We start from the raw sequence: 18,923 nt of genomic DNA on the forward strand, positions 1-18,923 counted from the left end.
GGCCGCGCCGCCGCTTTTCTCAGTCGAACACGAACGGGCCCGGCGACTGCGGCCCGGTCGCCGTGCAGGTGATGGTGATGCCGAAGACGGTCATCTTCAGCGAGCCGCCGAAGGCCTCCAGGCTGTCGCCGGAGGCCACGGTGCCGCTGAGCGGGCCGACCTCGACGGGGGCGCCGGCGGCCATCGCCGGGTTCTCCGTGCCGGCGAAGTCGACGGTGCCGCCGCCGGCCTTCACCAGGGTGAGGGTGGACGAGATCGAGTCCTCTCCCAGCGCGATGGGCGCCGTGATCGCGGAGGACTTGACGGTGAGCGTGGCGGCGGTGCCGTCCTGCGTGGCCGTGAGGGTGGCCTCGCCACTGCCGAAGGTGCCGCAGTCCGCGCTGATCGTCGCCGTCTGGGGGGTGACGGCGAGGGCCGCGGGGGCGAAGGCGAGTCCGGTGACCGCGAGGGCCCCGGCAGCCAGTGCCGCACCTGCTCCGATTCGCTTGCATCTCATGGGATTCCGGCTCCGTTTCCGTGGGGGGCGGACCGCTCGGCGCATGGATGCGGGCACACCGCCGAGAGTCGAACCTGACGGTCCGTCGGAATGGACGGTTCCATTGATGCGCGTGGGGCAGGCGGCGGCAAGGTTGAAAACTGGCCTAATTACCGCCGGTTACAGCGAAGTTCAGCCAGCGGTGACGGTGGTCCGGACCGTTCCGTCGGGCCCCGCCACCAGAACCGGTGTCCCCGCACCACCGAGGTCCCGTACGGCCGCCCGGTCCGCGTCGGACGCGGTCTCCGCCTCCGTCACGACCGCCGCCGCCTCCAAGGACGTCGCGCCCGAGGCCACCGCCATCGCCACCGCCGTCCGCAGGGCACTGAGCTTCAGTGAGTCGAGGGCCACGGTGCCCGCGACATAGGTACGTCCGGTCTCGTCCCGTACGGCCGCGCCCTCCGGCACGCCGTTGCGGGCCCGCGCGGAACGGGCCAGGGTGACGATCTTGCGGTCCTCGGGGTCGAGCGCGCTGCTGTCGGTCATGATCCGAGCATACGGAGCGAGCGCCCCGGCCCCGCCTCAGGGCCGGTCGAGGCGGAGGCGGTCCGCTCGGGGCAGGCTCGCGACGACCAGGTCGTACGAGTCCTCGATGAGCTCGCGGACCAGCTGGTCCGGCAGCTCGCCGTCGACCGTCACGGTGTTCCAGTGGCGCTTGTTCATGTGCCAGCCGGGGGCGATGAGGCCCTCGTACTCGCCGCGGAGACGGACCGCCTCGTCCGGGTCGCACTTGAGGTTGGCCTTGAGGGGGCGCGCGTCGAGGTGCGACAGGGCGAACAGCTTGCCCTGCACCTTGAAGACCGAGATCTCCGGGCTGAACGGGAACTCCTCCACCGCCGCGTTGAACGACAGGCAGAAGGCGCGCAGTTCCTGCGGGGTCACTCCGGCTTCTCCTCCTCGGGCGGGTCCGCCGGGTTCACCGGCTCCGCCAGCACGGTCACGATCTTGTTCCGGCGGCCGGCCGAGGCCTCCGCGGTCAGCCGCAGTTCCCGGCCGTCGGGGAGGTCCACGACGGACGAGGCTCCGGCGATGGGGACGCGCCCCAGTGCCTTGGCCAGCAGGCCGCCGACCGTCTCGACGTCCTCGTCGTCGAACTCCTCCAGGCCGTACAGCTCGCCCAGGTCGCTGATGTCGAGGCGGGCCGTGACGCGGAAGCGGTCGTCGCCGAGCTCCTCGATCGGCGGCAGTTCACGGTCGTACTCGTCGGTGATCTCGCCGACGATCTCCTCGAGGATGTCCTCGATGGTGACGATGCCGGCGGTGCCGCCGTACTCGTCGATGACGACTGCGACGTGGTTGCGTTCCTTCTGCATCTCGCGCAGCAGGTCGCCGGCGTTCTTGGTGTCGGGCACGAAGAACGCCGGGCGCATGGCCGTGGAGACCTGCTCGGACTCGGCGTCGCGGCTGATGTGCGTCTTGCGGACCAGGTCCTTCAGATACACGATGCCGACGATGTCGTCCTCGCTCTCCCCGGTCACCGGGATGCGCGAGAAGCCGGAGCGCAGGGCGAGGGTGAGGGCCTGGCGGATGGTCTTGAAGCGTTCGATGACGACCAGGTCCGTGCGCGGGACCATGACCTCGCGGACGAGGGTGTCGCCCAGTTCGAAGACGGAGTGCACCATGCGGCGCTCCTCGTCCTCGATGAGGGACTCCTTCTCGGCGAGGTCGACGAGGGCGCGCAGTTCCGCCTCGGAGGCGAAGGGGCCGCGGCGAAAGCCCTTGCCGGGAGTGAGCGCGTTGCCGATGAGGATCAGCAGCGACGGGATCGGGCCCATGATCCGGGCCAGCGGCACCAGGACGTACGCCGAGACCGTCGCGGTGTTCAGCGGGTGCTGGCGGCCGATGGTGCGCGGGGAGACGCCGACGGCGACGTACGACACGAGGACCATGACCGCGATGGCGACCAGCAGGGCCTCGGTGGTGCCGTCGAACGCCTTCAGGCAGCCGTAGGTGATCAGCGCGGCGGCGGCCATCTCACAGGCGACGCGGACCAGCAGCGCCACGTTGAGGTAGCGGGTCGGGTCGGCGGCGACCTGGGAGAGCTTGGCGCTGCCGCGGCGGCCGGAGCGTACGGCTTCCTCGGCGCGGAAGCTGGAGACGCGGGCGAGGCCCGCCTCCGCGCAGGCGGCGAGCCAGGCCACGACGACCAGGGCGATGGCGCCCAGGGCGAGTTGTGGACTCATCGGCGGCGTTACGAGACCGTCGGCGCCGGGGACGGGCCGGTCAGGCCCCGCTCCGAGCGCCAGCCGTCCACGATGGCCGCCTGGAGGCCGAACATCTCGGCCTTCTCGTCCGGTTCCTCGTGGTCGTAGCCCAGCAGGTGCAGCACCCCGTGGACGGTGAGCAGTTGGAGCTCCTCGTCCATGGAGTGCTGCGTCTCCGCGTCCTTGCCCTGCTTCTCGGCGACCTCGGGGCACAGCACGATGTCGCCGAGCAGGCCCTGCGGCGGCTCGTCGTCGTCCTTGGAGGGCGGGCGCAGCTCGTCCATCGGGAAGGACATGACATCCGTGGGGCCGGGGAGGTCCATCCACTGGATGTGGAGCTGCTCCATGGCGTCGGCGTCCACGACGATCACCGAGAGCTCGGAGAGCGGGTGGATGCGCATCCGCGCGAGCGCGTAGCGGGCGATGTCGAGGATCGCCTGCTCGTCGACCTCGGTGCCGGACTCGTTGTTGACGTCGATCGACATGGTGCTGTGTGTGTCTACTTCCCCTTGTGCCCGGACTTGCCGCGGCTCTTGTGCGCGCCGTTCTGGGTGCCGTGCGTGGTGTCGTACTTCTCGTACGCGTCGACGATACGGCCCACCAGCCTGTGCCGGACGACGTCCTGGGACGACAGCCGGGAGAAATGGACGTCCTCGACGCCGTCCAGGATGTCCTGCACCTGGCGCAGGCCGCTCTTCGTCCCGTCCGGCAGGTCGACCTGGGTCACGTCACCCGTGATCACGATCTTCGAGTCGAAGCCGAGGCGGGTGAGGAACATCTTCATCTGCTCGGGGCTCGTGTTCTGGGCCTCGTCCAGGATGATGAAGGCGTCGTTCAAGGTCCTTCCCCGCATGTACGCCAGTGGGGCGACCTCGATGGTGCCCGCCGCCATCAGCCGCGGGATCGAGTCCGGGTCGAGCATGTCGTGCAGCGCGTCGTAGAGCGGGCGCAGGTACGGGTCGATCTTCTCGTAGAGCGTGCCCGGGAGGAAGCCGAGCCGCTCGCCGGCCTCGACCGCGGGGCGGGTCAGGATGATGCGGTTGACCTGCTTGGACTGCAGGGCCTGCACCGCCTTGGCCATCGCCAGGTAGGTCTTGCCGGTGCCCGCGGGGCCGATGCCGAAGACGATCGTGTGCTTGTCGATCGCGTCGACGTAGCGCTTCTGGTTGAGCGTCTTGGGGCGGATCGTGCGGCCGCGCGAGGACAGGATGTTCTGCGTGAGCACCTCGGCCGGGGTCTCCTGGCCGTCGCTCTCGCCGTTGTCGCTCGCCTTCAGCATGGCGATCGAGCGTTCCACTGCGTCCTCCGTCATCGGCTGCCCGGTGCGGAGCACCAGCATCATCTCGTCGAACACGCGCGAAATGAGGGCGACGTCCTTCGGGTCGCCGACCGCGCTGATCTCGTTGCCCCGGACGTGGATGTCGGCCGCCGGGAAGGCCTTCTCGATCACGCGCAGGAGGGAGTCGCCGGACCCCAGCACGGTCACCATGGGGTGCTGGGCGGGGACGGTGAGCTGTGCTCTCGCCTGCTCCTGCGCGGGGGTGTGAGCTGTCGATGATTGAGTCATGGGCCGGCGCTTAAGGCCTGCGGTTCCTCCTCGTCATGGCCGCGCAGCTGAGGGCGGCCTCGCGATTCCCAGGGTACGACGGGGGAGTGACAACGCCGTAGGGGTTTTGGGGGTTGGTTGTCACCCGGCGCCACGGGAGCCTCACGCCGAGCGCCGGAAGCCGATCGTCGGTACGGCCCTGCGCAGCGGCCAGGGCCGCACCAGTTCCTCCGACACCAGCTCCGCGAGGAACCCGTACCTCTCCAGCGCCACCGGCGACTGCCCTTCGACCGACTGGACCCTGCGCCACCATGCCGCGATCTCCGACCAGCCCGGCGCCGACAGCGACCCTCCGAACTCCTGCACCGACAGCGCCGCGGTCAGCCCGGCGAAGGCCAGCCGGTCGGCGAGCGGCCAGTCCGCCAGCGTCCCGGCGACGAACCCGGCGACGAACACGTCACCGGCCCCGGTCGGGTCGAGCGCCTCGACCGCGATGGCCGGCACCTCCGCCGTCTCGCCCGTGCGCCGGTCCACCGCGTAGGCCCCGTCCGCGCCGAGGGTGACCACCGCGAGCGGCACGTACTCGGTGAGGGCGTGCGCGGCGGCCCGGGGGCAGTCCTCGCCCGTGTACCGCATCGCCTCCTGCGCGTTGGGCAGGAACGCCTCGCAGTGCCGCAGGTCGGGGAGCCCCGTCAGGTCCCACGCCCCGGTGTCGTCCCAGCCGACGTCGCCGAACACCCGGGTGCCGTTGCTCGCGGCCTGGGCGATCCAGGGTGCGCTCACGCCGGGGGCGAGGGAGGCGACGGCGGCACGCGCGCGTGGGGGGCAGGCGGGCGCGGGCTCCTCGGGGGGTGGCTCGTGGCCGTGCGAGATCATCGTGCGCTCGCCCTCGTAGGCCATGGAGACGGTCACCGGGGAGTGCCAGCCGGGCACCGTGCGCGAGGGGGAGAGGTCGATGCCCTCGCCGTGCTCCAGGGCGTCCCAGCAGTAGTCGCCGTAGTGGTCGTCGCCGAAGGCGGCCGCGAGGGAGGTGCGCAGGCCGAGGCGGGCCAGAGCGGTGGCCATGTTGGCGACGCCGCCGGGGCTCGACCCCATGCCGCGCGCCCAGGACTCCGTCCCGCGCACCGGGGCGGAGTCGAGCCCGGTGAAGATGATGTCCAGGAAGACGGTGCCGGTGAGGTAGACGTCCCAGGGCGGGTCGTCCGGTGTACGCAGCGGGGCGAGGGGATCGACCTGGCTCTGTCGGTGCGATCCCTTTCCGGCCGGGCCCCTTCCGGCCGGGGCGGTGGACGCGGTCACTGTGCGCTCCCTGACGTGGTGCGGATCAGGCCAGTCTGCACCACATCACCGACGAGGTGACGCCGATCACGCCGGACCCACCCGTCACCGTCAGCTCGCGCCGGGCCCCCGCACGCTCCCTCCCCCGGCCTCGGCGGGCCTCACCAGCGGGGCATCGCGGGCGTCACCCACTCCGGGTCGGCGATCCGCATCGCCGCCGCGTCGTCACGGTCGCGCAGGGCGCCGTCGTCGTCCAGCCACCGCTGGTGCAGTTCGGCCAGCCGCGCGCGGTCGAGCTCCACGCCGAGGCCGGGCGCGTCGGACACGGCGACCTTGCCGCCCTCGAAGGTGAGCCGCTCGGTGAGGACGTCCTCGGACTGCCAGGGGTAGTGGGAGTCGCAGGCGTGGTGGAGGTTCGGGACGGTGGCCGCCACGTGGGTCATCGCGGCGAGCGAGATGCCGAGGTGGGTGTTGGAGTGCATCGACACGCCGACGCCGAAGGTGCGGCAGACGGCGGCGAGCTGCTGGGTGTTGCGCAGTCCGCCCCAGTAGTGGTGGTCGGAGAGCACGACCTGGACGGCGCCCCGGGTGAAGGCCTCCTGGATCTCGGCGAAGGTCGTCACGCACATGTTGGTGGCGAGCGGGACCCCGGTGCGCTCGGCGACCTCGGCCATGGCGGGCGTGCCGAGCGCCGGGTCCTCCAGGTATTCCAGGATCTCGCCGAGCTCCTGGGCCACCTTCACCGACGTCTCCACCGACCAGGCGCCGTTGGGGTCCAGCCGCAGCGGATGTCCGGGGAACGCCTCGGCCAGGGCCTTGATCGCCGCGATCTCCTCGTCGGGCGGGAAGACGCCGCCCTTGAGTTTGAAGGAGGTGAAGCCGTACCGCTCCGTGAAGCGGCGGGCCTGCTCCACGACCCCCGCCGGATCGACGGCGGCGCCCCAGTCGTCCTTCTCGGCGGGTACGCCCTCGGGGTGGCCGGCCCACTTGTAGAACAGGTAGGCGCTGTACTCGACGGCGTCGCGCACCTTGCCGCCGAGGAGGGCGTGCACGGGCAGTCCGAGCGCCTTGCCGAGGGCGTCCAGGCAGGCGACCTCGAAGCCGGAGACGACGGACAGCCGCAGCTTGTCGGCGGTCTGGACACCGCGCAGCCCGCCGACGTCGACGGCGTTCTCGACGCGGGAGGCGTCCACCGCGACCTGGTCCGCGACGGTGAACAGGCCGTTCAGGTCGCTGACCTGGCGTCCCTTCAGCCGCTCGGCGAAGGGCCGGGCCAGCTCCAGGTACTTGGCGTCGCCGTAGGTCTCCCCCACGCCGGTGATTCCGTCGGCGGTGACGACCTCGACGATCAGCCGGGGCGTGTACGGCTGGTGGACGCCCTGGGTGTTCAGCAGCGGCGGGTCCGCGACCAGGATCGGCGTGAGCGTCACGTCGGTGATGGTGAGGTTCACAGGGTTGCTCCCACGAGGTCGAGTCCGGCGGTGAGGAGGGCGGTGAGGGCGGCCAGGTCGGCGGGTGTGGGGTCGGTGAGCGGGGCGCGGACCGGGCCGACCCGGTGGCCGCGGATCCGGGCCGCCGCCTTCACCAGTGACACGGCGTACCCGGGGACGCGGTCGCGCAGTTCGACGAGGGGGACGTAGAAGTCGCGCAGCAGCTTGTCGACGGTGCCGTGGTCGGCGTCGCGCAGGGCGGTGAAGAAGGCGCCGGCGATCTCGGGGGCGAAGGCGTGGACGGCGGAGGAGTAGGCGGGGACGCCGACGGTGGCGTAGGCGCGGGCCTGGATCTCGGCGGTGGAGGCGCCGTTGAAGAACAGGAAGTCCTCGGGGGCGGCCAGGGTGAGGCGCTGGAGCCGGTCGAGGTCGCTGTGGCCGTCCTTGAGGCCGATGACGTTCGCGACGGCGGCGATGCGCCGGAGCGAGTCGGCGGTGAAGGCGACCTGGCCGCGCTGGTAGGCGATCAGGGGCAGCGGGGTGCGGGCGGCGATCTGCTCCAGTTGGGCGACCAGTCCGTCCTGCGGGGCGGCGACCAGGTAGTGCGGCAGCACCAGGAGTGCGTCGGCTCCGGCGTCCTCGGCGATGCGCGCGAACCGGACGGCCTGCGCCCAGCCGTAGCCGGTGCCCGCGACGACCGGGACGCGGCCGGCGGCCTCCTCGACGGTGATGGTGACGACCTGCCGGTACTCGTCCTCGTCGAGCGAGAAGAACTCGCCGGTGCCGCAGGCCGGGAAGACTGCGCCGGGCGCGGCGGCGAGCCGCTCTGCGACATAGGCCCGGTAGGCGTCCGGGTCGAGGGCGCCGTCGTCGCGGAAGGCGGTCAGCGGGAACGACAGCACGCCGCCCGCCATGCCGTCCCGCAGCCGCTGCGCGACCGCCACCGGTCCAGCGCTCACGGTCATCACCCAGTCATCTCCTTATGTAGACGCCATCTATATATGAGAATGAAGGCTGTGTATGCGAACGTCAACCGCCCGGGCGGCCCGATTACCATCGGCACATGTCAGACACAGGGGGCGTCCGCGAGGTGAAGTCCGCGGCCCGCACGGTCGAGCTGCTGGAACTCCTCGCCGCGCGCGGCGACCGCCCGGCCCGGCTCCAGGAGCTGGCCGACGAACTCGGCGTGCCGCGCAGCTCGATGTACGCGCTGCTTCAGACCCTGATCTCGCGCGGCTGGGTCCGCACCGACGTCACCGGCTCCCTGTACGGCATCGGCATCCACGCCCTGCTCACCGGCACGAGCTACCTCGACTCCGACCCGCGGGTCCGGGCCGTGCGGCCCTACCTCGACGAGGCGTCCGAGGCGCTCGGCGAGACCATCCACATGGGCCGGCTGGACGGGCGGGACGTGGCGTACCTGGCCACGCGGGAGTCGCACGAGTACCTGCGCACGATCAGCCGGGTGGGGCGGCGGCTGCCCGCGCACGCCGGGGCCCTGGGCAAGGCTCTGCTGGCTCAGCGCCCGGACGACGAGCTGCCCGAGGGCCCGTACGAGGCGCTGACCCCGAACTCGCACACGAGCCGGGAATCCCTGCTGGCCGACCTCGTGGAGACCCGCTCGCGCGGCTGGTCCGTGGACCGCGAGGAGGGCGTGACCGGCATCGTCGGCTTCGGGTTCGCACTGCGCTACGACAGTCCGGCGCTGGACGCGATCAGCTGCTCGGTGCCCGTCGCCCGGCTCACGCCCGCGCACGAGGAGCAGATCGTCGCGGTGATGCGGGAGATCCGGATCAAGGCCGAGGCGACCGTTCCGTCGGGGTCCGGATCGGTGCACTGGCGTTAGCGAAAACGCCGCCGACGCCTGACGAAAGGCGCTCGTTTACCCGGGCTTCACCACTCCAAACTCAACGTGCTCCAGATCACAGGCCCCGGGTTCACGTGTGCGACTACGTGCTTGATACAAATTGCTCGCGCGTTCCTGTCCGTCGACGGTCGTCGCCCAATCCCCCTTTTCCCCCGCTCCTTTCGCATGCCCTGGGAACGCCCGTGTTCGCCCCTCGCACCACTCCCTGGCCCCTCGTCGCCCTTTTCACGGCCGGGTACCTCGCTCCGTATCTGCTGCCCACCACCGTCGGCAGACTCGACTCGGACCTTCCGCTCTCCGCCACACAGGCCGGCGCCGTCGGCAGTGCCCTGCTGCTGAGTTCGGCCGCCGCCGGGTTCGTCCTGGCCTCCCGGGTCGAACGGATCGGAGCCCGCACCCTCGCCCGGCTCGGCCTCGCCCTGGCCCTGCTCGGCTACGGCGGTGCCGCCCTGACCACCGCCGTCCCCGCCGTCGTCGCCGGCGCCATCGTCGGCGGGTTCGGCTCCGGCACGGCCACGACCGTCGCCGCGACCCTCATCGCGGGTCAGAGGGATCCGCACCGGGCCTCCACGGCCGGGCTGCTCACCGTCTCCGCCCTCGCGGGCGCCGTGTACCTGACGGTGCCGCACCTCGGCCCGGGGCACGGCCTGCCGCTGGCCGCGATCGCCCTCACGGCCATGGCCGTCTGGCCGCTCACCGGCAGCCTTCCCACCGGCCTGCCCGTCGTGCCCGCCCGGCACGACAAGGCCCGGCTGCCGCACGCCCGTTCGGGGCTGCTGCTGGCCGCCGCCATGGTGTGCTGGTCGCTCGCCCAGAACTCCCTGTGGGGCGTGAGCGGACGCATCGGCCTGGAGCAGGCGCACCTCGGCGAGGCCACCGTCGGCGTCGTCTTCGCCCTCGGCCTCGGCGCCGGCCTGACCGGGGTCCTCGCGGCGGGCGCCCTCGGGGCCCGGCTCGGACGCGCGATACCCATCGGCGGCGGCACCGTCCTCATCGCCGCCTGCATCGCGCTCAGCGCCTCCGCGACCGACCTGGGGAGCTTCGCGGCCGGCGAGATCGCCTGGAACACGCTCTACCCGGTGGTGCTGTCGTACCTCATCGGGCTCGCCGCCTCGCTCGACCCGCGCGGCCGCTGGGCGGTGCTGGTCGGCTCGGCGTCCTCGCTGGGCACGGCGGCCGGGCCGCTGACCGGCAGCGTGCTGTCGGCGCAGGCCGGATTCCCGGCCATGGGCACGGTCCTGGGCGCCGGGCTGCTGGTGATCGCCCTGCCGATGACCGCCGTCGCCCTGCACACCGGCGGACGCCCGCTGCTGCCCGGCGCGATCCGCCGCCGCGGCGGTCACCCTGCCGCCCTGGTCGCCGCAGCCACGGGCACGCCCACCGGCGCGATCCCCGAGATCGGCGCCCCGGAGCAGCCGGTGGTGGAGATCCCGGTCGAGACCCCGGCCGTCCCCGCCCAGCGTGCCTACGACAAGGCGGGGTCGGAGGTCTTCTGAGACCCCCCCGGAGCTAACCGAAGGTGTAGGCCTCCACCTCGGCGAGATACCGCGCCCGCAGCTCCTCGTCGTCCTCCAGGAAGGAGGCGAGGAAGGAGTTGCGGGCGAGCTCGCGCAGCCGCTCCTCGGTGAGGCCGAGGGTGGCGCGCACGGCGTCGAAGTTGTCGCCGGCGTAGCCGCCGAAGTAGGCCGGGTCGTCGGAGTTGACCGTGCACATCAGGCCGGCGTCCAGCATGGCGGGCAGCGGGTGGTCGGCGAGGGTGTCGACGGTACGCAGCCGGACGTTGGACAGCGGGCACAGCGTCAGCGGCACCCGGTCGCGCACCAGCCGCTCCACCAGCGCCGGGTCCTCCACACAGCGCAGCCCGTGGTCGACCCGCTCCACGCCGAGGACGTCCAGCGCCTCGGTGATGTACTCCGGCGGGCCCTCCTCACCGGCGTGCGCGACCCGCCTCAGACCGAGCGCGGCGGCCCTGTCGTAGACCTCGCGGAACTTCACCGGCGGGTGCCCGACCTCGGCGGAGTCGAGGCCGACGCCGGTGATCCGGTCCAGGTACGGCTTGGCCGCGTCCAGCGTGGCGAGGGCCGACTCGGCGGACTCGTCGCGCAGGAAGCACAGGATCAGCCGGGTCGAGACGCCGTGGTTCGCCTCGCTGCTCCCCAGCGCGCGCCACAGCCCCTCGACGACCGTGCCGATCTCCAGACCGCGGCCGGTGTGGGCCTGCGGGTCGAAGAAGATCTCCGCGTGCCGCACGCCCTGCGCGGCGGCCCGGGCGAGATAGGCGTTCGCCAGGTCCTCGAAGTCCCGCTCGGTACGCAGGACGGCCATGAGCTCGTAGTACAGGTTCAGGAAGGACTGAAGGTCCTCGAACCGGTAGGCCTCGCGCAGCTCGTCCGTGTCGGCGTACGGCAGCGTGACACCGTTGCGCGCGGCGAGCTCGAAGGCGAGCTCCGGTTCCAGGGTGCCTTCGATGTGAAGGTGCAGTTCGGCTTTGGGGAGGGACATCAATTCATCGTACGGCCGTTTCACCGACGCTTCGGAACCGGCACCCTGAGTAGATCGTGGGCCACGGTCAGTTCACCGTCATACCCGGCGGCCCGGGCCTGACGCTCGAACTCGTCGGGTTCCGTGTAGCGCTGGCTGAAGTGGGTCAGCACGAGGTGCCGCACGCCGGCGTCACGGGCCACCCGGGCCGCCTGACCAGCTGTCAGATGGCCGTGTTCGACGGCGAGTTCCTCGTCCTCGTCGAGGAAGGTCGACTCGATGACGAGCATGTCGCAGCCCTCGGCGAGCGCGTACACGCCGTCGCAGAGCCGGGTGTCCATGACGAACGCGAAGCGCTGGCCGCGCCGAGCCTCGCTGACGTCCTCCAGCGAGACCCCGCCGAGCGAGCCCTCGCGCTGGAGCCGGCCGACGTCCGGGCCCTTGATGCCGTGCGCGGCGAGCCGCTCGGGCAGCATGCGACGGCCGTCGGGCTCGACGATCCGGTAGCCGTACGACTCCACCGGGTGCGACAGCTTCCGGGCCTCCAGCGTGTAGCCGCCCGTGCGGGCGAGGGGCCCGTCGGCGGCCACCGGGGCCTCGGTGATGCCGACGGTCTCGCGGTAGGCGGTGGCGTACCGGAGCCGGTCGAAGAAGCGCTGTCCGGATCGGGGGTAGTGGGCGGTGATCTCGTGCGGGACCCGGTCGAGGTTGATGCGCTGGATCACACCGGCGAGGCCGAGGGAGTGGTCGCCGTGGAAGTGCGTGACGCAGATCCGGTTCAGGTCGTGCGCGGCGACCCCGGCACGCAGCATCTGGCGCTGCGTGCCCTCGCCGGGGTCGAACAGGATGCCCTCGGCATCCCAGCGCAGCAGATAGCCGTTGTGGTTGCGGTGCCGGGTCGGGACCTGGCTGGCGGTGCCGAGGACCACGAGTTCACGTACGGACAAGGCGGACTACCCCGGAGGCCAGTCGAGGCCGCGCCCGCCGAGCACGTGGGCGTGCACGTGCCAGACCGTCTGGCCGGCGCCGCCGCCGGTGTTGAGGACGAGGCGGTGGCTGTCGAGCTTCTCCTCGTCCGCGACGGCCTGGGCCTCGCGGAGCACGTCCGCGGTGAGGGCCGGGTCGGCGGCGGCCAGGGCGGCGGCGTTCTTGTAGTGCGCCTTGGGGATGACCAGGACGTGAGTGGGGGCCTGGGGGTTGATGTCGCGGAACGCGATGGTCGTCTCCGTCTGGCGGACGATGGTCGCCGGGATGGTGCCTGCGACGATCTTGCAGAACAGGCAGTCTTCCTGGGGCTCCCCTGCCATGTCTCCTCCGAGGGTTGGGCCGTGCGGTCCGACTCGGGCATCGTAGCGTCGTCGGGTGCGGGCCGTTTGTGGCTGGTCGCGCCCACGCGGCGGAGCCGCACATGGATACAGCCCCGCGCCCCTTAAGTCGGCAGGCCTGGAGGCGTTTTTGCAGGTGCTGTCTCCAGGCTCTCCAGTGCCAGTCGGATGGCCTCGTCCAGTTGGGTGTCCCTGCCCGCCGCGTAGTCCTGGGGGCGTTGCAGGACCTCCACGTCCGGGTCCACGCCGTGGTTCTCCACTCCCCACTCGTAGCCCTCCAGCCAGAAGGCGTACTTGGGTTGGGTGACCAGGGTGCCGTCGACCAGGCGGTAGCGGCTGTCGATGCCGATGACGCCGCCCCAGGTGCGGGTGCCGACGACCGGGCCGAGGCCGAGGGCCTTGATCGCCGCGTTGACGATGTCGCCGTCGGAGCCGGAGAACTCGTTGGCGACGGCCACGACGGGGCCGCGCGGGGCGTCCTCCGGGTAGCTGTAGGGCCGCATGCCGCGCGGGACGGCCCAGCCGACGATGCGGCGGGCCAGCTTCTCCACGACCAGCTGGGAGGTGTGGCCGCCGCGGTTCTCGCGGACGTCGACGACCAGGCCCTCGCGGGCGACCTCGACGCGCAGGTCGCGGTGGATCTGGGCCCAGCCGGGGGCCTGCATGTCCGGGACGTGGAGGTAGCCGAGGCGGCCGCCGGACTTCTCGTGGACGTAGGCGCGGCGGTCGGCGACCCAGGCGTGGTAGCGCAGGGGTTCCTCGTCGGCGACCGGGACGACGACGGCGTGCCTCGGGTCGCCACCGCCGGAGGGGGAGATGGTCAGCTCCACCGGCTTGTCGGCCGTGCCGATCAGCAGCGGGCCGGGGCCGAGAACCGGGTCGACCGGCTGTCCCGCGATCGCCACGATGGCGTCCCCGGGGCGTACCGCGGCTCCCGGCGCGGCCAGCGGGCTGCGGGCGTCCGGGTCGGAGGTCTCGGAGGGCAGGATGCGGTCGACGCGCCAACTGCCGTCCTCGTGGCGGGAGATGTCGGCTCCGAGCAGACCCTGGCGGGGGCCGCCGCCGCGGCCGCCGCGCGGCGTGACGTAGGCGTGCGAGGTGCCGAGTTCGCCCTGCACCTCCCACAGCAGGTCGACGAGGTCGTCGTGGGTGGCGCACCGGTCCACGACCGGGCGGTAGCGGTCGAGGACGCCGTCCCAGTCGACGCCGCTCATGTCGGGCCGCCAGAAGTGGTCCCGCATGATGCGGCCGTTCTCGTCGAACATCTGGCGCCACTCGGCCGCCGGGTCGACGAACTGGCGTACGCGGCCCAGGTCGACGGTGATGTTGGAGTCGCTGTCGTCGTCGCCGGAGGCACGCCGGTCGCTGGGGACGACCTTCAGCCGCCCGTCGGTCCACAGCAGCACCCGCTTGCCGTCGCCGCTGACCGCGAAGTGGTCGGCGTCGACGGCGAGATGCTCGACGCGCTGCTGGGCGAGGTCGTAGCGCTCCAGCTCGGACTTGGGCTCGGGGTCGTCCGGAGTGGCCCGGGACGCGCCGAGCACACCGGCGACCGGGTGGCGCAGCCACAGGACGCCGTCCTTGGCGACGCGCAGGTTGGTGTAGCGGGCGGCCTCGACCGGGAAGGGCACGATGCGGTCGGCGAGGCCCTCGAGGTCGATGCGGGTGGTGGGGGTGCCCTCGCTGTCGGGGGTCTCCTCACGGTCGGGCGTCTCGAAGGACCTGCCGTGCCGCTGCGGCCCGAACGGGGAGGGCGTGGTGGCCGCGAGGGTGATCAGATGCGGCCGGGCGCCCACCACGAAGGCCAGGTCGAAGACGTGCTCGTCGTAGACCGGGTCGAAGGAGCGGGTCGACAGGAACGCGAGGTGCTTGCCGTCCATCGTGAACGCGGGCGCGTAGTCCTGGAAGCGCAGCGGGGTGGCCTCGGTGACCGACAGGTCGGTGGTGTTGGCGAGCTTCAGCTGGCACAGGGGCCGGGGGCCGGGGTGGGACCAGGCCAGCCAGGAGGAGTCGGGCGAGAAGACGAGGCCCGACACATCGCCGTCCTCGCTGCGGTCGACCTCCCGCACCTCGCCCGTCTCCCGCTCCACGAGCAGCAGGCGCCCGTCGTGGCAGGACACGGCCGCTCGGCTGCCGTCGGGCGCCATGGCGAGGTCCAGCACCCGGCCGAGCTGCCCGGCGGCGAGCCGGCGGGGCGTCGCCCCGGGGGCGAGTCCGGTGGCGGGCGCGAACTCCAGGGCGTCGTCGCCCTCGGCGTCCGTCACCCACACCACCCACTGCTCGCCGTCCGTCCGGAACGTGCGCGGCAGGCGGGCCCGTACACCCGGTGTCGCGGCCAGTGCGCGGGCCGGTCCGGCGCGGTGGGTGACCCAGTGCACGGAGCCGCGGACGGCGACCGCGCTGCCGCGCGCCGTGTGGTCGGGGGACGCCGATCCGAACCACCGGGAGGCGTTCACCGGGAAGGGTTGCAGGTCGGCGCGCTGTCCGCCCAGCCGCACGTCCAGCCGCCGCGGCTCGGCCCCCTCCAGGTCGTCCAGCACCCACAGTTCACCGGCGCTGGAGTAGACGACCCGGGTGCCGTCGGTCGCGGCGTGCCGGGCGTAGAAGCCGTCGAGCGGCGTGTGCCGGCGCAGGTCGGAGCCGTCGGCGAGGGAGGAGTAGAGCGCTCCGGTGCCCTCGTGGTCGGAGAGGAAGGCGATCCGGTCCCCGACCCACAGCGGGTACTCGAGGTTGCCGTCGAGGTCCTCGTGCAGCCGCACGAACTCCCCGTCGCCCTCGCGGTCGATCCACAACTTGCCCGCCGTACCGCCTCGGTAGCGCTTCCACCAGGCCGCCTCACGCCCCATCGGCGCGGACAGCAGCACCGTGTGCGGGCCGTGGGCGACGTCGCCGACGGGCCCGTACGGCAGGGTGGCGGCCGGGCCGCCGTCCAGCGGGACGGCGCGTGCCCAGGTGCGGCGCAGGCTCGCCTGCCCCTGGGTGCTGATCGCCAGCACCTCGCCGTCCGGGGTCCAGCCGCGCACCTGTGTCTTGAGGCTCCCCCAGTACGTCAGCCGCTTGGCCGGGCCGCCGTCGACCGGGGCGACGAACACCTCGGGGGCGCCGTCGCGGGTGGAGGTCCAGGCGACGGTGGTGCCGTCGGGCGAGATGCGGGGCTGGGTCACCGGCATGTTGTCGGCGCTGACCCGCCAGGCTCGGCCGCCGCCGAGTGGAGCGAGCCACACGTCGTCCTCGGCGGTGAAGGCGACCAGGTCGCCGTGCACATGGGGGAACCGGAGGTAAGCAGACGATGTCACCTGATCACCCTATGCAGGGACCACGCCGCGCGGACAGGGTTCGGATCACTTGCCCTCGACGGGGCGGCAGTCCGGGTACCGGTCGCACCAGACGGTCTGGGTGACGGTCACGGTGACGGTCGGCCCGGGCCGGCCGTCGGCGGGCCCGCCGACGGGGGGCGGGGTGGTGGAGTCGCAGTCGCCGAGGCCGTCGACCTGGAACCACACCTTGCCGTCCACCTTGGCGGTGATGTTTCCGCGCACGCAGGCACCGTCCACCGCGTGGGTGACCTTGCCGTCGACGGTGATGTCCTTGCCGTCGTCGGTCTCGCCCTCGCAGTCGACGGTGGCGACGGTCCGCTCACGCGCCGAGGGCGACGACTTCCCGCCGTTCTCCCCGTAGGAGGCGGTGCAGGTGAGCCAACGCACGCCCGCCTTCTGCCGGTTGAGCTCTTTGGTCACGGTCTCGTCGGTGGTGTACGCGACGGACGCGGAGCTGATGCCGCCGGGCTCGCAGGCGACAGCGCCGCCCACCGCCAGCACCGCGAACGTCGCCGCGACCGCCACGCGCCGCCCGCGCGGCCCCAGTCGATACCTCGTCGAAGCCCCCATGGAGGGGAGCCTGCCACTGACGAGGGCCGCGCGGTAGGGCGCAAAGGCGTCAGCCGCGCAGCAGCAGCCACTCCTGAAGCTCCACCACGTTGCCCTCGGGGTCCTTGAGATGCGCCACCCGCATACGGTCCGTCATGGGCGCCGGGCCGTGCAGGACCGTCGCGCCGCGCAGCGTGATCTCCTCGCAGTACGCGTCCAGGCCGTCCACCCGCAGCACCACCAGGGAGCGGTGGCCGGCCGCCGCGTCGCCCAGTTCGTCGAGCACCTCGGCCATCATCGACCGGTCCTGCAACGCGATCCCCGCGGAGCCCGCCGCGGGACTGAACTTCTCGTACGGCCCCTGCGCCGCCCCCGACTGCGGTGTGAGGCCGAGGACCTCGCCGTAGAAGCGGTAGCAAGCGGAGAAGTCGGTCACGAGCAGACGAACCTGGGCGAGTTCCACGGTGCCTCCAAGCGGGTCAGGACCAGCGTCCGGTGCGTGCCAGGAGCACGGCCGCGGCGGCCGTCCCGGCAGTCGATGTGCGCAGCACACTGCGCCCGAGGCGATACGCCTGCGCCCCCGCCTCCTCGAACAGCGCCAGCTCCTCCGGCGCGACGCCCCCCTCGGGCCCCACGACCAGCACGATGTCACCGGTGGACGGCAGTTCGGCCGTAGCCAGCGGTTCGTCGCCGCTCTCGTGCAGCACGGCGGCGAAGTCCGCACCGGCCAGCAGGGCGGCGACCTGCTTGGTCGTCGCCGCCTCCGCGACCTCCGGGAAGCGCACCCGGCGGGACTGCTTGCCGGCCTCCCGGGCCGTGGCCCGCCACTTGCCCAGCGCCTTGACCCCGCGGTCGCCCTTCCACTGCGTGATGCAGCGCGCCGCCGCCCACGGCACGATCGCGTCGACCCCGACCTCGGTCATCGTCTCGACGGCGAGCTCACCGCGGTCGCCCTTGGGCAGGGCCTGGACGACGGTGACCCGGGGCTCCTCCGCGGGCTCCTCGGACACCGAGTCCAGCTGGAGGATCAGCCGGTCCTTGCCCTCCGTGTCGAGCACGACGCAGTCCGCCCAGCGGCCCGTCCCGTCCGTGAGGACGACGTCCTCTCCGGCGCGCAGCCGCTTCACGGAGACGGCGTGCCGCCCCTCCGGCCCGTCGAGGACGTACCGGCCGCCGCCGCCCGCGTCGAAGTGCTCGACCACGAACACCGGCGCGGTCACAGCACGCCCCCGCCCGTCAACGAGGCCCGGGCGGCGGCCAGTTCACCGGCCAGCACCTCGACCAGTTGCCCGGCGGGCAGCTCCCGCGCCATCCGGTGCCCCTGCCCGGCCCACAGCGCCATGCCCTGCGCGTCACCGGCCTTGGCGGCGGCCTTGCGCAGCGGCGAGGTGAGGTGGTGGATCTCGGGGTAGGCGGCGGGCGCGTACGGGCCGTGCTCGCGCAGGAACCGGTTGACGAGGCCGCGCGCGGGCCGCCCGGAGAACGCCCGGGTCAGCTCGGTGCGGACGAACAGCGGGTTGGTCAGCGCCTGCTTGTGCAGGGCGTTCGCGCCCGACTCGTGCGTGGCGAGGAAGGCGGTGCCCAGCTGGGCCGCGCTCGCCCCGGCCGCGAGGACCCCGGCGATCTGGCCGCCGCGCATGATGCCGCCGGCGGCGACGATCGGGATGCCGACGGCCTCACGGACCTGGGCGATCAGCGACAACAGCCCGATGCCGGATCCGTCCGTCTCGGGGATGTCCCGGTGGGTGCCCTGGTGGCCGCCGGCCTCGACGCCCTGGGCGATGACCCCGTCCGCACCCGCCCGTTCGACGGCGCGGGCCTCGTCGGGGGTGGTCGCGGCGGCCAGGACGAAGGTGCCGACGCGGTGCAGGGCGTCGACGACCTCACGGCTCGGGACGCCGAAGTGGAACGACACGACCGGCACGGGGTTGTCGCGCAGCACCACCAGCTTGGCCTCGAAGCCGTCGTCGCGTCCGCTGTCCGGATCGCCGAGCTCGGCCTCGTACCAGGTGGCCTCGCCGGCCAGCTGGTGGGCGTAGACGTCGACGGCGGCCGGGTCGGCGGACTCCGGCTGCGGCATGAAGACGTTGACGCCGAAGGGCCTGCCGGTGAGGCTCCGGATCTGCTTGATCTCCTGGTACATCCCGTCGGCGGTCTTGTACCCGGCGGCGAGGAACCCGAGCCCGCCCGCCTCGCACACGGCCGCGGCGAGCTGGGGTACGGAGACGCCGCCCGCCATGGGGGCCTGCACGATCGGGAGAGGGAAGAGATCGGTCAGTGCGGAGGACATGACCGCATGTTGTCACGTCCTCCGAACAACCCAGAAACCGGCCTGCCGACTGGCATAGACCAGAGGAACAAGCACCTCACGTCACCGGGGCGAGGCCCGCT

The 18,923-nt window shown here is 72.4% G+C and carries 19 protein-coding genes; 2 read left to right on the plus strand and 17 right to left on the minus strand.

The window, feature by feature from the left end; translation table 11 throughout:
* Positions 1 to 19: 19 nt before the first annotated feature.
* From QOL88_RS12710 to QOL88_RS12750, 9 genes are all read right to left on the minus strand, one after another.
* Positions 20 to 496, minus strand: coding sequence for a hypothetical protein (locus QOL88_RS12710; RefSeq protein WP_097216530.1), 477 nt, complete (start codon positions 494 to 496; stop codon positions 20 to 22).
* Between the two features lie 171 nt (positions 497 to 667).
* The gene (locus QOL88_RS12715) at positions 668 to 1,021 is read right to left on the minus strand and encodes a cytidine deaminase-like protein (RefSeq protein WP_097216531.1); all 354 of its coding nucleotides are present in this window, start codon (positions 1,019 to 1,021) and stop codon (positions 668 to 670) included.
* 36 nt (positions 1,022 to 1,057) lie between these two features.
* A complete protein-coding gene (locus QOL88_RS12720; RefSeq protein WP_097216532.1) occupies positions 1,058 to 1,417 on the minus strand; it encodes an MmcQ/YjbR family DNA-binding protein in 360 nt (119 codons plus the stop codon).
* Positions 1,414 to 2,718 (minus strand): hemolysin family protein, encoded by a 1,305-nt coding sequence (locus QOL88_RS12725; protein ID WP_097216533.1) that lies wholly within the window; start codon positions 2,716 to 2,718, stop codon positions 1,414 to 1,416. Before QOL88_RS12725 ends, QOL88_RS12720 begins: the two co-directional genes overlap by 4 nt.
* A gap of 8 nt (positions 2,719 to 2,726) precedes the next feature.
* Positions 2,727 to 3,224, minus strand: a complete 498-nt coding sequence (gene ybeY, locus QOL88_RS12730) for an rRNA maturation RNase YbeY (RefSeq protein ID WP_031106287.1) — start codon at positions 3,222 to 3,224, stop codon at positions 2,727 to 2,729.
* A 14-nt stretch (positions 3,225 to 3,238) separates the two neighbouring features.
* Complete coding sequence (locus QOL88_RS12735) at positions 3,239 to 4,306, minus strand: PhoH family protein (RefSeq protein WP_097216534.1); 1,068 nt, start codon at positions 4,304 to 4,306, stop codon at positions 3,239 to 3,241.
* 141 nt (positions 4,307 to 4,447) lie between these two features.
* Positions 4,448 to 5,584, minus strand: coding sequence for a carbohydrate kinase family protein (locus QOL88_RS12740; protein WP_097216535.1), 1,137 nt, complete (start codon positions 5,582 to 5,584; stop codon positions 4,448 to 4,450).
* Between the two features lie 140 nt (positions 5,585 to 5,724).
* Positions 5,725 to 7,014, minus strand: a complete 1,290-nt coding sequence (locus QOL88_RS12745) for a glucarate dehydratase family protein (RefSeq protein ID WP_097216536.1) — start codon at positions 7,012 to 7,014, stop codon at positions 5,725 to 5,727.
* On the minus strand, positions 7,011 to 7,958 hold the full coding sequence (locus tag QOL88_RS12750; protein ID WP_097216537.1) for a 5-dehydro-4-deoxyglucarate dehydratase: 948 nt from the start codon (positions 7,956 to 7,958) through the stop codon (positions 7,011 to 7,013). The genes QOL88_RS12745 and QOL88_RS12750 overlap by 4 nt, the downstream gene beginning before the upstream one ends.
* 98 nt (positions 7,959 to 8,056) lie before the next feature.
* Here QOL88_RS12750 and QOL88_RS12755 point away from each other — a divergent pair, with 98 nt between their 5' ends.
* Together QOL88_RS12755 and QOL88_RS12760 are read left to right on the plus strand one after the other, a co-directional pair.
* On the plus strand, positions 8,057 to 8,839 hold the full coding sequence (locus QOL88_RS12755; RefSeq protein ID WP_097216538.1) for an IclR family transcriptional regulator: 783 nt from the start codon (positions 8,057 to 8,059) through the stop codon (positions 8,837 to 8,839).
* 203 nt (positions 8,840 to 9,042) lie between these two features.
* Positions 9,043 to 10,356, plus strand: coding sequence for an MFS transporter (locus tag QOL88_RS12760; RefSeq protein WP_097216539.1), 1,314 nt, complete (start codon positions 9,043 to 9,045; stop codon positions 10,354 to 10,356).
* A 13-nt stretch (positions 10,357 to 10,369) separates the two neighbouring features.
* Here QOL88_RS12760 and QOL88_RS12765 read toward each other — a convergent pair whose 3' ends face one another.
* The 8 genes from QOL88_RS12765 to QOL88_RS12800 form a co-directional block, all read right to left on the minus strand.
* A complete protein-coding gene (locus QOL88_RS12765) occupies positions 10,370 to 11,362 on the minus strand; it encodes an adenosine deaminase (RefSeq protein WP_179878848.1) in 993 nt (330 codons plus the stop codon).
* A gap of 20 nt (positions 11,363 to 11,382) precedes the next feature.
* Positions 11,383 to 12,288, minus strand: coding sequence for a ribonuclease Z (locus QOL88_RS12770; RefSeq protein WP_097216541.1), 906 nt, complete (start codon positions 12,286 to 12,288; stop codon positions 11,383 to 11,385).
* Between the two features lie 6 nt (positions 12,289 to 12,294).
* A complete protein-coding gene (locus QOL88_RS12775) occupies positions 12,295 to 12,648 on the minus strand; it encodes a histidine triad nucleotide-binding protein (protein WP_097216542.1) in 354 nt (117 codons plus the stop codon).
* A 122-nt stretch (positions 12,649 to 12,770) separates the two neighbouring features.
* The gene (locus QOL88_RS12780; RefSeq protein WP_097216543.1) at positions 12,771 to 15,962 is read right to left on the minus strand and encodes a S41 family peptidase; all 3,192 of its coding nucleotides are present in this window, start codon (positions 15,960 to 15,962) and stop codon (positions 12,771 to 12,773) included.
* 45 nt (positions 15,963 to 16,007) lie between these two features.
* Positions 16,008 to 16,553: a hypothetical protein gene (locus QOL88_RS12785; protein ID WP_097216544.1), complete on the minus strand. Its 546-nt coding sequence runs from the start codon at positions 16,551 to 16,553 to the stop codon at positions 16,008 to 16,010.
* 49 nt (positions 16,554 to 16,602) lie between these two features.
* The gene (locus QOL88_RS12790; protein ID WP_097216545.1) at positions 16,603 to 16,995 is read right to left on the minus strand and encodes a VOC family protein; all 393 of its coding nucleotides are present in this window, start codon (positions 16,993 to 16,995) and stop codon (positions 16,603 to 16,605) included.
* A gap of 16 nt (positions 16,996 to 17,011) precedes the next feature.
* Positions 17,012 to 17,752 (minus strand): 16S rRNA (uracil(1498)-N(3))-methyltransferase, encoded by a 741-nt coding sequence (locus QOL88_RS12795; protein WP_097216546.1) that lies wholly within the window; start codon positions 17,750 to 17,752, stop codon positions 17,012 to 17,014.
* Positions 17,749 to 18,822: a nitronate monooxygenase gene (locus tag QOL88_RS12800; RefSeq protein WP_097216547.1), complete on the minus strand. Its 1,074-nt coding sequence runs from the start codon at positions 18,820 to 18,822 to the stop codon at positions 17,749 to 17,751. The genes QOL88_RS12795 and QOL88_RS12800 overlap by 4 nt, the downstream gene beginning before the upstream one ends.
* Positions 18,823 to 18,923: the final 101 nt, after the last annotated feature.

Origin of the sequence: Streptomyces sp. Ag82_O1-12, assembly GCF_900182715.1 — a bacterium.
GTDB lineage: Bacteria > Actinomycetota > Actinomycetes > Streptomycetales > Streptomycetaceae > Streptomyces > Streptomyces massasporeus.